General features: G+C 72.3%; 17 protein-coding genes. All 17 read left to right on the top strand.

All coding sequences use genetic code 11. The annotated features are described in order from the left end of the window. Positions 1 to 92 precede the first annotated feature (92 nt). The 17 genes from ACZ4MO_RS09230 (at position 93) to ACZ4MO_RS09150 (ending at position 15,988) form a co-directional block, all read left to right on the top strand. Entirely contained in the window at positions 93 to 323 is a 231-nt protein-coding gene (locus ACZ4MO_RS09230) for an ATP synthase F0 subunit C (RefSeq protein ID WP_021482769.1), read from the top strand. After that, positions 323 to 931 (top strand): F0F1 ATP synthase subunit B, encoded by a 609-nt coding sequence (locus ACZ4MO_RS09225; protein WP_175009172.1) that lies wholly within the window; start codon positions 323 to 325, stop codon positions 929 to 931. Before ACZ4MO_RS09230 ends, ACZ4MO_RS09225 begins: the two co-directional genes overlap by 1 nt. Then, complete coding sequence (locus tag ACZ4MO_RS09220; protein ID WP_074807531.1) at positions 931 to 1,746, top strand: F0F1 ATP synthase subunit delta; 816 nt, start codon at positions 931 to 933, stop codon at positions 1,744 to 1,746. Before ACZ4MO_RS09225 ends, ACZ4MO_RS09220 begins: the two co-directional genes overlap by 1 nt. Before the next feature lie 110 nt (positions 1,747 to 1,856). Further along, the gene (gene atpA / locus ACZ4MO_RS09215; RefSeq protein WP_034653508.1) at positions 1,857 to 3,488 is read left to right on the top strand and encodes a F0F1 ATP synthase subunit alpha; all 1,632 of its coding nucleotides are present in this window, start codon (positions 1,857 to 1,859) and stop codon (positions 3,486 to 3,488) included. Between the two features lie 2 nt (positions 3,489 to 3,490). After that, entirely contained in the window at positions 3,491 to 4,387 is an 897-nt protein-coding gene (locus ACZ4MO_RS09210) for a F0F1 ATP synthase subunit gamma (protein ID WP_074807528.1), read from the top strand. Between the two features lie 91 nt (positions 4,388 to 4,478). After that, entirely contained in the window at positions 4,479 to 5,960 is a 1,482-nt protein-coding gene (atpD, locus tag ACZ4MO_RS09205; protein WP_175009173.1) for a F0F1 ATP synthase subunit beta, read from the top strand. 132 nt (positions 5,961 to 6,092) lie between these two features. Continuing rightward, on the top strand, positions 6,093 to 6,359 hold the full coding sequence (locus ACZ4MO_RS09200; RefSeq protein WP_021480887.1) for a F0F1 ATP synthase subunit epsilon: 267 nt from the start codon (positions 6,093 to 6,095) through the stop codon (positions 6,357 to 6,359). A gap of 13 nt (positions 6,360 to 6,372) precedes the next feature. Then, complete coding sequence (locus ACZ4MO_RS09195) at positions 6,373 to 6,789, top strand: DUF2550 domain-containing protein (RefSeq protein ID WP_175009174.1); 417 nt, start codon at positions 6,373 to 6,375, stop codon at positions 6,787 to 6,789. A 64-nt stretch (positions 6,790 to 6,853) separates the two neighbouring features. After that, a complete protein-coding gene (gene nucS, locus ACZ4MO_RS09190; RefSeq protein WP_175009175.1) occupies positions 6,854 to 7,549 on the top strand; it encodes an endonuclease NucS in 696 nt (231 codons plus the stop codon). A gap of 218 nt (positions 7,550 to 7,767) precedes the next feature. Then, entirely contained in the window at positions 7,768 to 8,457 is a 690-nt protein-coding gene (locus tag ACZ4MO_RS09185) for a TetR family transcriptional regulator (RefSeq protein WP_175009176.1), read from the top strand. Next, positions 8,454 to 9,449, top strand: a complete 996-nt coding sequence (locus tag ACZ4MO_RS09180; protein ID WP_186810445.1) for a YndJ family transporter — start codon at positions 8,454 to 8,456, stop codon at positions 9,447 to 9,449. The genes ACZ4MO_RS09185 and ACZ4MO_RS09180 overlap by 4 nt, the downstream gene beginning before the upstream one ends. Further along, positions 9,446 to 9,967: a DUF1990 family protein gene (locus ACZ4MO_RS09175; protein ID WP_175009177.1), complete on the top strand. Its 522-nt coding sequence runs from the start codon at positions 9,446 to 9,448 to the stop codon at positions 9,965 to 9,967. Before ACZ4MO_RS09180 ends, ACZ4MO_RS09175 begins: the two co-directional genes overlap by 4 nt. A 48-nt stretch (positions 9,968 to 10,015) precedes the next feature. Then, positions 10,016 to 11,296, top strand: coding sequence for an amidohydrolase family protein (locus tag ACZ4MO_RS09170; RefSeq protein ID WP_175009178.1), 1,281 nt, complete (start codon positions 10,016 to 10,018; stop codon positions 11,294 to 11,296). Positions 11,297 to 11,557: 261 nt separating this feature from the next. Next, complete coding sequence (locus ACZ4MO_RS09165; RefSeq protein WP_499278760.1) at positions 11,558 to 12,601, top strand: LacI family DNA-binding transcriptional regulator; 1,044 nt, start codon at positions 11,558 to 11,560, stop codon at positions 12,599 to 12,601. A gap of 70 nt (positions 12,602 to 12,671) precedes the next feature. After that, positions 12,672 to 13,973, top strand: coding sequence for an ABC transporter substrate-binding protein (locus ACZ4MO_RS09160; protein WP_086150758.1), 1,302 nt, complete (start codon positions 12,672 to 12,674; stop codon positions 13,971 to 13,973). Positions 13,974 to 14,075: 102 nt separating this feature from the next. Beyond that, positions 14,076 to 15,065 carry a carbohydrate ABC transporter permease gene (locus tag ACZ4MO_RS09155; protein ID WP_081599874.1) on the top strand — a complete coding sequence of 330 codons (990 nt, stop codon included), beginning with the start codon at positions 14,076 to 14,078 and terminating at the stop codon, positions 15,063 to 15,065. After that, a complete protein-coding gene (locus ACZ4MO_RS09150) occupies positions 15,065 to 15,988 on the top strand; it encodes an ABC transporter permease subunit (protein ID WP_175009180.1) in 924 nt (307 codons plus the stop codon). The genes ACZ4MO_RS09155 and ACZ4MO_RS09150 overlap by 1 nt, the downstream gene beginning before the upstream one ends. Positions 15,989 to 16,027 lie beyond the last annotated feature (39 nt).

Below are 16,027 nucleotides of genomic sequence, written 5' to 3'. Positions count from 1 at the left end.
CCGCGCGCCCCGACCGACCCTCTCCCACCACGCACCACTCAATGTGACGCCCGGCCGACCGGTCGGGCGCCCAACGGAAGGAACGAGCACACGTGGACGTCACCACCCTCGCCGAGGTCTCCGGCAGCATCAACACGATCGGCTACGGCATCGCCGCGATCGGCCCGGGCATCGGCCTCGGCATCCTCATCGGCAAGACCGTCGAGGGCATGGCCCGCCAGCCTGAGGTCGCCGGCCAGCTGCGCGCCACCATGTTCCTCGGTGTCGCGTTCGTCGAGCTGCTCGCGCTGCTCGGGCTCGTCGCCGGCTTCCTCTTCCAGTGATGACGGCGCTGGCTGACGCCGCGCTGACCCTCGCGGCGGAGACCGGCGAGGAGCCGGCAGGCATCGACCTGTTCCTCCCCGCCGACTACGACATCCTGTGGTCGGCCGTCGTCCTCGTCATCATCGCGGTCGTCTTCTACAAGGCGGTCCTGCCGAAGTTCCAGGCGGTCCTGGACGAGCGCACCGCGAAGATCGAGGGCGGTCTGGCCAAGGCGGAGTCCGCCCAGGCCGAGGCCGCGGCGGCGCTGGCGGAGTACCACCAGCAGCTCCAGGAGGCACGCACCGAGGCGGCGAAGATCCGTGAGGAGGCGCGCGCCGAGGGTTCGGCCATCGTCTCCGACCTGCGGGCCAAGGCGTCCGACGACGCCGCGCGCATCGTCGAGACGGCGCACCGCCAGATCGAGGCCGAGCGCCAGCAGGCCGCGGTCTCGCTGCGCAACGACGTCGGTCTGCTCGCGACGGAGCTCGCCTCCAAGATCGTGGGCGAGTCGCTCGCCGACTCGGCACGCCAGAGCCGCGTCGTCGACCGCTTCCTCGACGAGCTCGAGGCCGCGGGTCCCGCGGCGGCGAGCGCGGCGGGCACCGGTCCCGGCACCGAGGAGCGCTGATGCGCGGAACGAGCGGCGAGTCCCTGACGCAGGCGCGGGACCGGTTCGAGCCGGTCCTGCGCTCGGCGGGCGAGAGCGCGCTCGCGCTCGGCGAGCAGCTCTTCGCGGTCACGGCGGCGCTCGACGAGTCGGCGCCGCTGCGGCGCTCGCTCGCGGACCCGTCGCGCTCCGGTGCGGACAAGGCCGGGCTCGTTACGGCCGTCCTCGCGTCGGGCTTCGACGAGCGCGTCGTCGACCTCATGGCCGGGCTCGTCCGGTCGCGGTGGTCGCGCGAGAGCGACCTCGCGGACGCGACCGAGCGTCTCGGCCTGGAGGCGGTCCTCGCGTCCGCCCAGGCGCGCGGTGCGCTCGAGCAGGTCGAGGACGAGCTCTTCCGGACGTCGCGCGCGCTCGTCGGGCAGCGCGAGGCACGGCAGATCCTCTCCGACGACACGATCGCCCCCGAGCGTCGCGCCGCCTTCGTGCACGCGCTGCTCGGCGGGAAGGCCGACCGTGCGACCGAGGTCCTCGCGGTCCACGCGACGCGCGCGCTGCGCGGGCGCCGGTTCGTCCCGACGCTGGGCTGGATCGGTGAGGTCGCGGCCGAGCGTCGGCAGCGCCTCGTCGCCTCCGTGACGTCGGCGACGGTGCTCACGCAGGCACAGCTCGACCGGCTCTCGACGCTGCTCGAGCGGGCCTACGGGCGCGCCGTGCAGCTCAACGTCACGGTCGACCCCGCCGTGCTCGGCGGGATGCGCGTCCAGGTCGGTGCCGACGTCGTGGACTCCACGGTGCTGTCCCGGCTGGCCGACGCACGCCGACGTCTCGTGAGCTGACGAAGCCCACCCTTCCGACCGACGACCGTCCTGCCGGCCACCGGCCGCACAACCGACAAACGTTCGACCGCACCCGAACCACGAGGTGCGGCCACGACAGGAGAAGAGCAATGGCTGAGCTGACGATCCGGCCGGAGGAGATCCGGGCCGCTCTGGACAGCTTCGTGAAGTCCTACGAGCCCGAGGGCGCCGTGTCCGAGGAGGTGGGCCGGGTCACCCTGGCCGCCGACGGCATCGCCCAGGTCGAGGGTCTCCCGGGCGCGATGGCCAACGAGCTGCTGCGCTTCGAGGACGGGACCCTCGGTCTCGCCCTCAACCTCGACGTCCGCGAGATCGGTGTCGTCGTGCTCGGCGAGTTCACCGGCATCGAGGAGGGGCAGGAGGTCCGTCGCACGGGCGAGGTCCTCTCCGTCCCGGTCGGTGACGGCTACCTCGGTCGCGTCGTCGACCCGCTGGGCAACCCGATCGACGGCCTCGGCGAGGTCGCGACGGAGGGCCGCCGCGCCCTCGAGCTCCAGGCGCCCGGCGTCATGGCGCGCAAGTCGGTCCACGAGCCCCTCCAGACGGGCCTCAAGGCGATCGACTCGATGATCCCGATCGGCCGCGGTCAGCGTCAGCTGATCATCGGTGACCGCCAGACGGGCAAGACGGCGATCGCGATCGACACGATCATCAACCAGAAGGCGAACTGGGAGTCGGGCGACCCGACGAAGCAGGTCCGCTGCATCTACGTCGCCATCGGCCAGAAGGGCTCGACGATCGCGTCGGTCCGCGGCGCCCTCGAGGAGGCCGGCGCGCTCGAGTACACGACGATCGTCGCGGCCCCGGCGTCCGACCCGGCGGGCTTCAAGTACCTCGCCCCGTACACCGGCTCGGCCATCGGCCAGCACTGGATGTACGGCGGCAAGCACGTCCTCATCGTGTTCGACGACCTGTCGAAGCAGGCCGAGGCGTACCGCGCCGTGTCGCTGCTGCTGCGCCGCCCGCCGGGCCGCGAGGCGTACCCCGGTGACGTCTTCTACCTGCACTCCCGCCTCCTCGAGCGTTGCGCGAAGCTCTCGGACGAGCTCGGCGCGGGCTCGATGACGGGTCTGCCGGTCATCGAGACGAAGGCGAACGACGTCTCGGCGTACATCCCGACGAACGTCATCTCCATCACGGACGGGCAGATCTTCCTCCAGTCCGACCTCTTCAACGCGGACCAGCGTCCGGCCGTCGACGTCGGCATCTCGGTGTCCCGCGTCGGTGGTGACGCCCAGGTGAAGGCGATGAAGAAGGTCTCGGGCACGCTGAAGCTCGAGCTCGCGCAGTACCGCTCGCTCGAGGCGTTCGCGATGTTCGCGTCCGACCTCGACGCGGCGTCGCGCGGCCAGCTCCAGCGTGGTGCGGTCCTCATGGAGCTGCTCAAGCAGGGCCAGTACTCGCCGTTCCCGGTCGAGGAGCAGGTCGCGTCGATCTGGGCCGGCACCAAGGGCAAGCTCGACGACGTCCCCGTGGAGGACGTGCGTCGCTTCGAGTCCGAGATGCTCGACCACCTGCGTCGTAACACGGACGTCTTCTCGACGATCGTCGAGACGGGCAAGCTCGAGGACGCGACCGAGGCGCAGCTCTCGGAGGCGGTCGACGCCTTCCGTGCCGGCTTCCTCAAGGGTGACGGCACGCCGCTCGTCGGCGGCGACACCGAGGACGAGACCGAGACGGAGATCGAGCAGGAGCAGATCGTCCGGCAGAAGAGGGCCTGAGCATGGCCGGATCCCAGCGCGTCTACAAGCAGCGGATCAAGTCGACGCAGTCGCTCAAGAAGATGTTCCGCGCGCAGGAGCTCATCGCCGCGTCGCGCATCGGCAAGGCCCGCGACCGCACCGCGGCCGCGGCGCCGTACGCCCGGGCGATCACCCGGGCGGTGTCGGCCGTCGCGACGCACACGACGACGCAGCACCCGCTGACGAGCGAGCGCACGGACACGAACCGTGTCGCGGTGCTCGTCGTCGCGTCCGACCGCGGCATGGCCGGCGCCTACTCGGCGTCGATCATCCGCGAGACGGAGCGCCTCGTGGAGCGGCTCACCACCGAGGGCAAGGAGGTCGCGCTCTACGCGGCCGGCCGTCGGGCGATCCAGTACTACACGTTCCGCGGGCGCGAGCTCGCGGGCACGTGGTCGTACGGCTCGGACGCCCCGAACGCGGAGGTCGCCGGCGAGATCGCCGAGACCCTGCTCGGAGCGTTCCTCGCCCCGGCCGCCGAGGGCGGCGTGAGCGAGCTGCACATCGTCTACACGCAGTTCGTCAACATGGTCACGCAGCGCCCCCGCGTCGTGCGGATGCTCCCGCTCGAGGTCGTCGAGGGCGTCGCCCCCGCCGGCAAGCACGACGTGCTCCCGCTGTACGACTTCGAGCCCTCGCCGGAGGCGGTGCTCGACGCGCTGCTCCCGCGCTACGTGCGCAGCCGGATCTTCAGCTGCCTCCTCGAGGCGGCGGCGTCCGAGCTCGCGGCGCGTCAGCGGGCGATGCACACCGCGACGGACAACGCGGAGGACCTCATCCGCAACTACACGCGGCTCGCGAACCAGGCGCGCCAGGCGGACATCACCCAGGAGATCAGCGAGATCGTCTCGGGTGCCGACGCCCTGGCGGCGTCATGACGGGCCGCGAGGCCCGCGCGGCCAGCACCATCACCGACATCCTGACCGAACCCGCCGGGGACCACTCCGGCACTGCGAAGCGAGGCCAGCAATGACCGCCACCACCGTGGAAGCACAGGTCGAGCACTCCAGCGGTCCCGGCGTGGGCCGAGTCGCTCGTGTGATCGGCCCCGTCGTGGACATCGAGTTCCCGGCGGACGCCATCCCCGACATCTACAACGCGCTGACCGTCGAGATCGACCTGTCGTCGCAGGGCGAGGGCGAGAAGTCCTTCACGCTCACGCTCGAGGTCGCCCAGCACCTGGGCGACTCGCTCATCCGCGCGATCGCCCTCAAGCCGACGGACGGCCTCGTCCGCGGCGCGCAGGTCACCGACACGGGCGCCCCGATCAGCGTCCCCGTCGGCGACGTCACCAAGGGCAAGGTCTTCAACGTCACGGGCGACGTCCTCAACGCCGAGCCCGGCGAGACGATCGAGATCACCGAGCGCTGGCCGATCCACCGCAAGCCCCCGGCGTTCGACCAGCTCGAGTCGAAGACCACGATGTTCGAGACGGGCATCAAGGTCATCGACCTCCTCACCCCGTACGTCCAGGGTGGGAAGATCGGTCTCTTCGGTGGTGCGGGCGTCGGCAAGACGGTCCTCATCCAGGAGATGATCCAGCGCGTCGCGCAGGACCACGGCGGTGTCTCGGTGTTCGCCGGCGTCGGCGAGCGCACGCGTGAGGGCAACGACCTCATCCACGAGATGGAGGACGCGGGCGTCTTCGACAAGACGGCCCTCGTCTTCGGCCAGATGGACGAGCCCCCGGGCACGCGTCTTCGCGTCGCGCTCTCCGCGCTGACCATGGCGGAGTACTTCCGTGACGTGAAGAAGCAGGACGTCCTCCTGTTCATCGACAACATCTTCCGCTTCACGCAGGCGGGTTCCGAGGTGTCGACGCTGCTCGGGCGCATGCCGTCCGCGGTCGGCTACCAGCCGAACCTCGCCGACGAGATGGGTCTGCTCCAGGAGCGCATCACCTCGACGCGTGGTCACTCGATCACGTCGCTCCAGGCGATCTACGTCCCGGCGGACGACTACACCGACCCGGCGCCGGCGACGACGTTCGCGCACCTCGACGCGACGACCGAGCTCTCCCGTGAGATCGCCTCGCGCGGTCTCTACCCCGCGGTGGACCCGCTCGCCTCGACGAGCCGCATCCTCGACCCGCGCTACGTGGGCCAGGAGCACTACGACGTCGCGACGCGCGTGAAGTCGATCCTGCAGCGCAACAAGGAGCTCCAGGACATCATCGCGATCCTCGGTGTGGACGAGCTCTCGGAGGAGGACAAGACGGTCGTCGCGCGTGCGCGCCGCATCCAGCAGTTCCTCTCCCAGAACACCTACATGGCCGAGAAGTTCACCGGCGTCGTGGGCTCGACCGTCCCGCTGAGCGAGACCATCGAGGCGTTCAAGAAGATCGCCGACGGCGAGTTCGACCACATCTCCGAGCAGGCCTTCTACAACATCGGTGGCCTCGAGGACCTCGAGCGCAACTGGGCCCGCATCCAGAAGGAGTACGGCGCCTGACCCGACGCTCGCACGGGGCCGGGCCGCACGGTCCGGCCCCGTGGGCGTCGCTCCCGACCCGGTCCGCCGCACGCGGACCGGGCGTCGTCCCGGACAGCACACCGGGCATGAACCGCCCATGAAGGAGTTCCCGTGGCACAGCTGAACGTCGACCTCGTGGCGGCGGACCGCAAGATCTGGTCGGGCCGCGCGCAGCGGGTCACGGCCCCCGCGGCGGACGGCGAGATCGGCATCCTCGCGGACCACTCGCCGCTGCTCTCCGTGCTGCAGGAGGGCTCGGTACGCATCGCGGGCGAGGGGGAGTCCCTCGAGGTCCGCGTCTCCGGCGGGTTCCTCTCCGTCGACTCGAACCAGGTCACGATCGTCGCGGACTCGGTCGAGTCCGTACCGGCCCGCTGACCTTCGCCCGACCATGACGCCCCTGGCCTGGATCGCGCTCGGACTGCTCGTCCTCGTCCTTGTCGCGATCGGGCTGGGGGCGTGGCGTCTGCGGGCCCTGTCGCACCGCGTCGGCTCGTTCGAGTGCGGCGCGCGACGCGCGGCCGCCCCCGGGGCCCCGTGGGTCGCGGGCATCGCGCACTACGGCGTCGGCCGCATCGACTGGTGGCGCCTGTGGTCGGTCTCGCTCCGGCCGGCCCGCACGTGGTCCCGCTACGACCTCGTCATCGCGGGTCGCGAACCGCTCGCGGGCGGGAGCGCCGACACCTACCTCGTCCGGTGCCGCTACCGCGGCGAGGACTTCGAGCTCACGATGTCGCGGGCCGCCTACGAGGGCCTCGCCTCCTGGCTGGAGGCCGCGCCCCCGGGCCGGCGCGACGTCGTCGTCTGAGGCGTCGCCCGGAGGGCAGACGCCGTGACCGGACCGCCCACCACCGACCCGGAGGACCTGCCTCATGCGTCTCGTCGTCGCCCGCTGCTCCGCCCGCTACACCGGCCGCCTGTCCGCGCACCTGCCGCTCGCGACGCGCGTGCTCATCGTCAAGGCCGACGGGAGCGTGCTGCTGCACTCGGACGGCGGGTCGTACAAGCCGCTGAACTGGATGAGCCCGCCCTGCACGCTCGCGGTGCGCGCGCCCTCCGACGAGGCGCGTGAGCGTGGCGTGACGGAGGTCTGGGCCGTGCAGCACGCGAAGAGCGACGACCGGCTGGAGATCGAGCTGCACGAGGTGCAGCACGACAGCTCGCACGAGCTCGGCATCGACCCGGGGCTCGTCAAGGACGGCGTCGAGGCCCACCTCCAGGAGATGCTGGCCGCGCAGATCGAGCTGCTCGGCTCGGGCCACACCCTCGTGCGCCGCGAGTACCCGACGGCGATCGGCCCCGTCGACATCCTCGCCAAGGACCCGCTCGGCGCGACGGTCGCGGTCGAGATCAAGCGCCGGGGCGACATCGACGGCGTCGAGCAGCTCACGCGCTACCTCGAGCTGCTCAACCGCGACCCGCTGCTCGCGCCCGTGCGCGGCGTGTTCGCCGCGCAGGAGATCAAGCCGCAGGCGCGCGTGCTCGCGACGGACCGCGGCATCGGCTGCCTCGTGCTCGACTACGACGCGATGCGCGGCGTCGACGACGTCGACTCGCGCCTCTTCTGACGCCCGACCCCGACCCGCCGAGCATGCGGTCGTGGTCCGTCCCGGCCCCGGGACGGACCATGACCGCATGCTCGTCTCTCCGGGACCGGCTGCTCGGCGGCTGACGGCGGCCACGTACCACGGGATACGCCGGCGATCCGGACTCTGCGCCGTCCCTGCTCCGCACATGCTGGTGTCGCGTCGTGGTATTTTTTGAACATGTTCAAAAAGAACCCGGCATGAGCGCCACGCCGAAGTCCGAGCGGACCCGCGCGCACCTGCGCGAGGTCGCGATCCGGATGCTGCGCGACGTCGGCTACGAGCGCACGACGATGCGTGCCGTCGCCGCGGAGGCGGGCGTGAGCACGGGGAACGCGTACTACCACTTCCCGTCGAAGGACGCGCTCGTCCAGGAGCTCTACCTCGACGTGCAGCGCGAGCACGCCGTGCTCGCCGCGCCGGTCCTCGCGGCGGGCGGGTCGCTCTCCGACCGGCTGCGCGGCGTGTGGGGCGCGGCGATCGACGCGTTCGCCCCGTTCCACGCGTTCGGCGCGGAGTTCGTCTCGGTCGCGATCCGTCCGGGCTCCGACGCGAGCCCGTTCTCGGCAGCGTCGACCGACGCGCGCGACCTCTCGCGGGACCTCGTCGAGGAGGTCGTGGCGGGGACGTCGTCGCGCGTGCCGGCGTACCTCCGCCCGCGCCTTCCCGAGCTGCTGTGGCTCGCGCAGCTCGGCATCACGCTCTTCTGGGTCTACGACTCGTCGCCCGGGTTCGCGCGCACGCGCCGCCTCGTCGACGGCGGCGCCGCGCTCGTCGGCAGCCTCGTCCGGCTCGCGCGCCTGCCGGTCGCCCGCGGCGTGGTCGACGACGCCCTGCGCCTCGTCCGGGACGTCTCGGCGCCGACCCCGGGCCGCGAGGTGTCGTCGTGAGCCCCGCGGGGGAGGCGGTGGTCGGGCTGCTCGTGGCGCTCGGCGCGGTGGTCGTGCTCCCGCTGGGCCTCCGGCTCCTCGGGCCGCAGGTCGTCCCGGCGCCGCGCAGCGCCGCCTGGCCGCTCGCCGGTGCCGCCGCCGTCGCGAGCCTTCTGCTGCCGCACAGCCGGCTGGCCGTCGTGCTGACGTTGCCCTTCGTGCTCGCGTCCGCCGTCCTGCTCGGGGCGGGCGTCCGTCTGGCGGTGCGGACGCTGCGCCCCGGGACGGGACGATCTCTCCGGCCGCGAGCACGCGCCGTCGCGCCCGGCGGCCGGGGTGAGATCCCGGGCGAGGTACCGCCGCGCGTCGACCTCGCCGCACGGGTGGCGACCGTGACCGCGCTCGTGCTGCCCGCGGTGGGGGCGAGCGCCCTCGTCGCCGAGCGGGCGGAGTGGGGGCTGCTCGGGTTCTCGGGCACCTACCTCGCGCTCACGGTGCCGCACATGCTCTACGCGGGCTTCGGGGCGGCGCTCGTCGCCGGGGCGGTCGCCCGGCTCGCCCCGGACGACCGGCTCGCGACGGCGGGCGCCTGGGGCGTCCCGGCCGGGACGGCGCTCGTGCTCGCCGGGTACCTCGTGGGCGACGTCGCCGAGCTCGTCGGGGCGGTCGTCCTCACCCTCGCGCTGTGGGCGACGGCGGCCGCCGTCGCGCGGTCGCTCGCACGACCGGGCGGACGACCGGCCGCGGCCCGGGTGCTGCTCGGGACGGCGGCCGGCGTCGTGAGCGCGTCGATGGTGCTCGCGCTGTGGTGGGCGGGTGGCGAGGCCCTCGGGTTCGCGCACCCGAGCCTCGACGTCATGGCCGCGACGCACGGGGTCGGGAACGCGCTCGGCTTCGTGCTGTGCGCGGTGCTCGGCGTCCGGCTGCTCGCGCGCGACGGCACGACCCCGGCCCCGGCAGGGGACTCGGACCCGACGAGCCCCCGCCCGGGGGCCGAGAGGAGCACGGCATGACGTTCACCTACCCCGAGGTCGGGGCGACGCGCACGGACCGCTGGCCCACCGGGTACCGGCACCTGCACGTGCGACGCCGCCTCACCGACCGCGCCCGGCCGCCCGAGGACCTCGCGCGGCTCGGCGAGCAGCTCCTCACGTGGCAGGTGCACGCCGCGGCACGCGTACGCCTCGAGACGGACGCCGCGGTCGCCGCCCCGGGCGTGCGGGTCACGACCCTGCTGGGTGTCGGGCGCCTGCGCCTGCACGAGCCGTGCGAGGTCGTGTGGGTCGAGCGCACCGAGGACCGCGTGGGCTTCGCCTACGGGACGCTCCCGGGGCACGCGTTCGTGGGGGAGGAGCGCTTCGCCGTCGAGCGCGACGACGCCGGCGACCTGTGGTGGCGCATCGACGTCTTCAGCCGGCCCGTGCTGTGGTGGGTGCGCCCGTTCTCGTTCGCTGTGCCGACGTTCCAGCGGCTGTTCGCGCTGCACCTCGGGCGCGGTGCGCGGCGGCTCCTCGAGGCGTCCGACGGCTGACCCGAGAGGTTTGCACGCCGGGTGTACGAAGTGCGCCAGAATGGTCTCATGACCGACGCCGACCGCAGCCCCCGTCCCGACCAGCAGCCCGGCACCGCGCGCGTCCTCGCGGGCCGCGTCGTCACTCCGGACGGGGTGCTCGACGACGGCGTCGTGGCCGTCCGCGACGGGCGGGTCGCGTGGGTCGGGCCGCGCGCGGGGGCGGCGGCCGCCGGGTTCCACGACGTCCCCGCGGGGGACGGGGCGACCCTGCTCCCGGGCCTCGTGGACGTGCACGACCACGGCGGCGGCGGATCGAGCTTCCCCGACGCCACGAGCGCGGCCGACGCGCTCGGCGGGGCCCGCGAGCACCTGCGGCACGGCACCACGAGCCTCGTCGCGTCTCTCGTGACCGCGCCCCGTGATGTCCTGCTCGCCCGCGCGGCGACGCTCGCCGACCTCGCGGAGGCGGGCGAGATCGTCGGCATCCACCTCGAGGGCCCGTTCCTCTCCGAGGTGCGGTGCGGCGCGCAGAACCCGCACGACATGCTCGACGGCGACCCGGGCCTCGTCCGGGAGATCGCCGCCGCGGCCCGCGGGTACCTGCGCACCATGACGGTCGCGCCGGAGGTGCCTGGCGTCGTCGGGCCCGGGGGTGTGATCGAGACGCTCGTCGAGGTCGGCGCCGTGCCCTCGATCGGGCACACGGACGCGACCACGGAGCAGACCGAGGCGGCGATCGCGGCGGGCCTCGCGGCCTTCGCTGCCGCGGGCCGGCCGGGCGCGCGGCTGACCGCGACGCACCTGTTCAACGGGATGCGGCCGCTGCACCACCGCGAGCCCGGGCCCGTCGCCGCGTGCCTCGCGGCGGCCGCGCGCGGGGAGATGGTCGTCGAGCTCGTCGCCGACGGCACCCACCTCGCGCACGGCACGATCCGCAGCGTCGTCGAGCTCGTCGGCCCGCACGTCGGGGCGGACGGCGCGGTCGCCGGGCCCGACGCCGTCGCGCTCGTCACGGACGCGATGGCGGCGGCGGGCATGGCGGACGGCTCGTACGAGCTCGGCCCGATGCGCGTCACGGTCGCGCACGGTGTCGCGCGCCTCACCGAGGGCGGCGCGATCGCGGGCGGCACGTACCACCTGCTCGACGTCGTGCGCGAGACGGTCGCGGCGGGCGTGCCGCTCGGGGACGCGGTCCGCGCGGCGTCGTGGACCCCGGCCGGGGTGCTCGGCCTGGACGACCGCGGCGGCCTGGTCGCCGGGCTGCGGGCCGACGTCGTCGTGACGGACCCCGACCTGCGGGTGCGCGAGGTGCTGCGCGCCGGGGAGAGCGTCGACCTCTCGGTCTGACCCATCCGGCGCCCGAGGGGCGCGGGTCGAGCCGCCGGGCAGCAGTGCTGCCGCCCGGCGGCTCGTGCGCGTCCGGACGTCGCCGCAGGTCGGCGCGCCCGCGGAAACGAGAGAGCGTGCTCTCGCACGACGGACTTGACTCCACCCATTTGTTCAACCAATACTCGTAACATCGAAGCGCTTCGACGACGCGTTTCGACGAAGCGCTTCGACGGCCGAGGTGCGGGACCGGACCACAGGGGAGTGGTGAGGATGGCGACGATGCAGGACGTGGCGCGACGCGCGCAGGTCTCGCTGAGCACGGTCTCGTACGCCCTGTCCGGCACGCGTCCGGTCTCCGACGCCACGCGTCGGCGCATCGAGGACGCCATGGCCGAGCTCGGCTACCAGCCCAACGCGATGGCCCGCGGCCTCGCGTCCCGCCGCAGCCACGTGCTGGCCCTCATCTACCCCGCGATGGAGAAGGGCCTCGGCGGCACGGTCGCGGAGTTCGTCTCGTCAGCGGCGGAGACCGCGCGCGAGAACGGCTACCACCTGGTCCTGTGGCCCTTCCGCACGACCCAGGCGCCGGAGGTCCGCGACCTCGTGCGCCAGGGGATGGCGGACGGCGTCCTGCTCATGGAGGTCGCGCTCGACGACGCGCGGGTCGACGTGCTGGACGAGGCCGGCGTCCCGTACACGATGATCGGCCGGACGCGCGACGTCTCCGACCGGCCGTCGGTCGACATCGACTTCGAGCGCACGACGGACGACGCGGTCCAGCACCTCGTCGACCTGGGGCATCGGCACGTGGCGCTCGTCAACCACTCGCAGGCGACGGCGGACGACGGCTACGCGCCGACGTTCCGTGCCGAGGAGGGCTTCGAGGCGGCGATGCGCCGTCGCGGGCTCGAGCCGGTCGCGCTGCGCGTCGACGAGTCGCCGAGCGCCGGCCGCGACGCCGTCGCGACGCTGCTCGCGCGCGAGCCGCGCCTCACAGCGTTCGTCACCATGAACGAGATCGCGACGTTCGGCGTCGTGGCCGAGCTCCAGCAGCGCGGCGTCGCGATCCCCGGCGACATGTCGATCCTGTCGATCGTCACGTCGCCCGGCGTCGGGGAGATGAGCAACCCGCCGCTCACCACCATGCACGCCCCCGGGGCCGAGCTCGGCCGCCTGGGCGTGCAGAAGCTGCTGTCCCTCGTGGACGGCTCCCGTCCGAGCACACCGAACGTGCTCATCCCGTGCGTCCTCGAGCCCGGCAGCAGCGTCGCCCCCGCGGCCGGCCGGGCACCGGACGACGACCCCGAGCCCGCGGCTCGCTGAACACCGACCGGCCGGGCGACGCCCGGCCGCCCTCCGGCCCCCGCCGGAACTCGATGAGGAGGACACGCACATGCTGCGATCCCGGAAGATCTCGCTCGTCGCTGCCGTGGCAGCGCTCCCACTCGCCCTCGGGGCGTGCGGGAGCTCCGGCGGCAGCGGCGGGTCCGACGACCAGACCCTGACGATCTGGCACTACGAGAACGAGGACTCGGCCATGGGCCAGGCCTGGGCCAAGGCGATCGAGATCTTCGAGGAGGAGAACCCGGACGTCGACGTCGTCGTCGAGAAGCAGACGTTCGAGCAGATCCAGAAGAACGCCAAGATCGTCCTCACCGGCGACGACGTGCCGGACGTCATGGAGTACAACAAGGGCAACGCGACCGCCGGCCAGCTCGCCGCGCAGGGCCTGCTGACCCCGCTCACCGACGCGGCGACCGAGCGCGGCTGGGACGAGAAGCTCAGCGGCTCGCTCCAGACGACCGCGACCTACGACGACCAGGGCCTCATGGGCTCGGGCGAGTGGTACGGCGTCCCGAACTACGGCGAGTTCGTGCAGGTCTACTACAACAAGGACATGTTCGCCCAGTACGGGCTCGAGGTGCCGACGACGCTCGAGGAGCTCGAGACCGTCATGCAGGCCTTCAAGGCCCAGGGCGTCACGCCGCTCGCCGAGGCCGGTGCCGAGTACCCGATGGGCCAGCTCTGGTACGAGCTCGTGCTCGCGAACTCGGACCGCGACTTCATCGACCAGTACCAGCTCTTCGACGGCGACCCCGACTTCCACGGTCCCGAGATGACGCAGGCGACCGAGACGCTCGACTCCTGGATCAAGGACGGCTACGTGGCGTCCGACTCCGCGGCGCTCACCGCCGAGGACATGGGTGTCTCGTTCATCAACGGCACCTACCCGATGATGGTCTCCGGCTCGTGGTGGTTCGGCCGCATCGTCGAGGAGATGGACGCCGACTGGGGCCAGTTCAACTTCCCCGGCAACACGCTCCAGGTCGGCTCGTCCGGCAACCTGTGGGTCGTCCCCGCGAACGCGGACTCGCCCGACCTCGCCGAGGAGTTCATCGACGTCACGCTGCGCCCCGAGGTGCAGAACATCCTCGCGGAGAAGGGCGGCCTGCCCGTCGCCGGTGACGCGTCCGTCATCACGGACGAGCGCACGCAGCAGCTCACCGAGAACTTCCAGGCGATCCTCGACGACGACGGCCTCGCGTTCTACCCCGACTGGCCCGTGCCCGGCTACTACGACGTGATCGTCAGCGAGCTCCAGTCGCTCATCAACCAGTCGAAGTCGCCGACCGAGGTGCTCGACGGCCTCGAGTCCGCCTACGTGGACGGCAAGGCGGACCTGCTCGACAGCTGAGCGGAACCGCCCGTCCCGGGCGGCCGGCCGGCACCTGCGTCGGCCGGCCGCCCCGGGCACCACCCGAGCACCGCCCGAGGACCTCCCGCGAAAGAGACCGTCATGACCACCCGCACCGACACCGTGCCCGAGGCCGGGCCCGGACCCGCGCGCGAGGCGTCGCGCGCGACCGCGGCACGCCGCCGTCGTCGCCGGCCCGCCTGGCTCCCGTACCTGCCCTACCTCCTGCCCGGCGCGGTGGCGTTCGTCGTCGTGATCGGCTACCCGTTCGCGATGAACGTCTACTACAGCCTGTTCAAGTGGCGTGGCGGCATGGCGCCGATGCGCTGGTACGGGCTGGGGAACTACGCCGACCTGATGCACGACTCGGCGTTCTGGACCTCGTTCCAGAACTCCATCGCGATGATCCTCGCGATGGTGGTCGTGCCGACCCTCGTCGGCCTCGTGCTCGCCGCCGTGCTGTTCGACTACCTCGGCCGCCGGTTCGGGCCGCGCGTCGCGGCGTTCCTGCGCGCGACGTACTACCTGCCCCAGATCCTCCCGGTCGCCGTGGCCGGCGTGCTGTGGAACTGGATCCTCAACGCCCAGACCGGCGCGCTCAACGTCATGCTGCGCGGGATCGGGGTCGAGAACCCGCCGAACTGGCTGGGCGACACCTCGACCGCGCTGCCGAGCGTCATGCTCGTGCTCATCTGGGTGCAGATCGGCTACCCGGTGGTCATCTTCATGTCCGCGCTCCAGCGCGTGGACCCCGAGCTCTACGAGGCCGCCGAGCTCGACGGCGCCGGCTGGTGGCGGCGCTTCGGGGCCATCACGATCCCGCAGATCCGTCCCGAGACGTTCGTCGTCACGCTCACCTGCACCGTCGCGGCGCTCAAGGTCTTCGGACCGATCTACGTGCTCACGCGCGGCGGCCCCGAGAGCTCCACGCTCGTCCCGAGCTACTACTCGTACCTGAACTTCTTCGACAAGTCGAAGGTCGGCTACGGCGCCGCGGTGGCGACCGTGCTCACCCTCGTCATCATCGTCGTCGCCGTCGTGATCCTCGCGCTGCAGAGCCGCGCCGAGCGTCGTGAGCAGGAGGGCCGCTGATGTCCACCGTCACCACCACCCCCGCGGACGCGGTGGCGCCGGGCGCCGACGCGTCCCGCCCCCGCCGCGCCCTGCGTGCGACGCGGCAGGACGAGCGCTACCGCCGCGGGATCGGCCGCTGGTTCGTGCTCGCCGCGGCGGTCCTGGTCGCGCTCCTCATGCTGTCGCCGTTCGTCATCATGGTGCTCAACGCGTTCAAGTCCCCGGCCGAGTACTCCCAGGACGGGCCGCTGAGCATCCCGAGCGAGCTCTACCTCGACGGCGTCCAGAACTTCTGGACGCGCACGAACTTCCCGCAGAAGCTCTGGAACTCCGTCTTCATCTCGGCACTCGTCGCCGTGTTCGGGACGCTCCTGTCGCTCCTCAGCGCGTACGCGATCGGCGTCGGCCGCATCAAGGGCCGGCTGTGGATCGTCACGCTGTTCCTCGTGGCGAACATGCTGCCGCAGGAGGCGCTCATCTACCCGCTGTTCGACATGGCGCAGAAGGTCGGCCTGTCGAACTCGCAGTGGTCGATCATCATCATCTTCACGGTCATCCAGGCGGCGTTCGGCACCTACCTGCTCTCGTCCGTGCTCGGGACGTTCCCGCCCGCGCTCCTCGAGGCGGCGCAGCTCGACGGCGCCGGCCGCTGGCGCATCCTGTGGCAGGTCGTGTACCCGATCGTCCGGCCGACGCTCGGCGTCCTCATGATCTTCTTCTTCATCTGGACCTGGAACGAGTTCTTCATCCCGCTGGTCATGCTCACGACCAACGACACCCAGACGATCCCCATCGCGCTCGCGTCGCTCCAGGGCGACCGGATGATGGACGCCCCGACGACCAACGCGGGCGCGCTCGTCTCGCTGATCCCCGCGCTGATCTTCTTCCTCATCTTCCAGCGCACCCTCACCCGCGGCGTGACGGCCGGCGCCGTCAAGTGAGGCCCCCGGCCTGACGCCCCGAGACACCGATACGCACCG

Source organism: Sphaerisporangium cinnabarinum, from assembly GCF_055567015.1.
The sequence above is the reverse complement of the archived record's forward strand: the minus strand, read 5'-3'. Positions and strand labels throughout refer to the sequence as shown.

Excerpts from the sequence above, each read along its gene's own strand:
- ACZ4MO_RS09225 (WP_175009172.1), top strand. The coding sequence starts at position 323 with ATGACGGCGCTGGCTGACGCCGCGCTGACCCTCGCGGCGGAGACCGGC.
- ACZ4MO_RS09220 (WP_074807531.1), top strand. The coding sequence starts at position 931 with ATGCGCGGAACGAGCGGCGAGTCCCTGACGCAGGCGCGGGACCGGTTC.
- atpA (WP_034653508.1), top strand. The coding sequence starts at position 1,857 with ATGGCTGAGCTGACGATCCGGCCGGAGGAGATCCGGGCCGCTCTGGAC.
- ACZ4MO_RS09210 (WP_074807528.1), top strand. The coding sequence starts at position 3,491 with ATGGCCGGATCCCAGCGCGTCTACAAGCAGCGGATCAAGTCGACGCAG.
- atpD (WP_175009173.1), top strand. The coding sequence starts at position 4,479 with ATGACCGCCACCACCGTGGAAGCACAGGTCGAGCACTCCAGCGGTCCC.
- ACZ4MO_RS09195 (WP_175009174.1), top strand. The coding sequence starts at position 6,373 with ATGACGCCCCTGGCCTGGATCGCGCTCGGACTGCTCGTCCTCGTCCTT.
- nucS (WP_175009175.1), top strand. The coding sequence starts at position 6,854 with ATGCGTCTCGTCGTCGCCCGCTGCTCCGCCCGCTACACCGGCCGCCTG.
- ACZ4MO_RS09185 (WP_175009176.1), top strand. The coding sequence starts at position 7,768 with ATGAGCGCCACGCCGAAGTCCGAGCGGACCCGCGCGCACCTGCGCGAG.
- ACZ4MO_RS09175 (WP_175009177.1), top strand. The coding sequence starts at position 9,446 with ATGACGTTCACCTACCCCGAGGTCGGGGCGACGCGCACGGACCGCTGG.
- ACZ4MO_RS09170 (WP_175009178.1), top strand. The coding sequence starts at position 10,016 with ATGACCGACGCCGACCGCAGCCCCCGTCCCGACCAGCAGCCCGGCACC.
- ACZ4MO_RS09165 (WP_499278760.1), top strand. The coding sequence starts at position 11,558 with ATGCAGGACGTGGCGCGACGCGCGCAGGTCTCGCTGAGCACGGTCTCG.
- ACZ4MO_RS09160 (WP_086150758.1), top strand. The coding sequence starts at position 12,672 with ATGCTGCGATCCCGGAAGATCTCGCTCGTCGCTGCCGTGGCAGCGCTC.
- ACZ4MO_RS09155 (WP_081599874.1), top strand. The coding sequence starts at position 14,076 with ATGACCACCCGCACCGACACCGTGCCCGAGGCCGGGCCCGGACCCGCG.
- ACZ4MO_RS09150 (WP_175009180.1), top strand. The coding sequence starts at position 15,065 with ATGTCCACCGTCACCACCACCCCCGCGGACGCGGTGGCGCCGGGCGCC.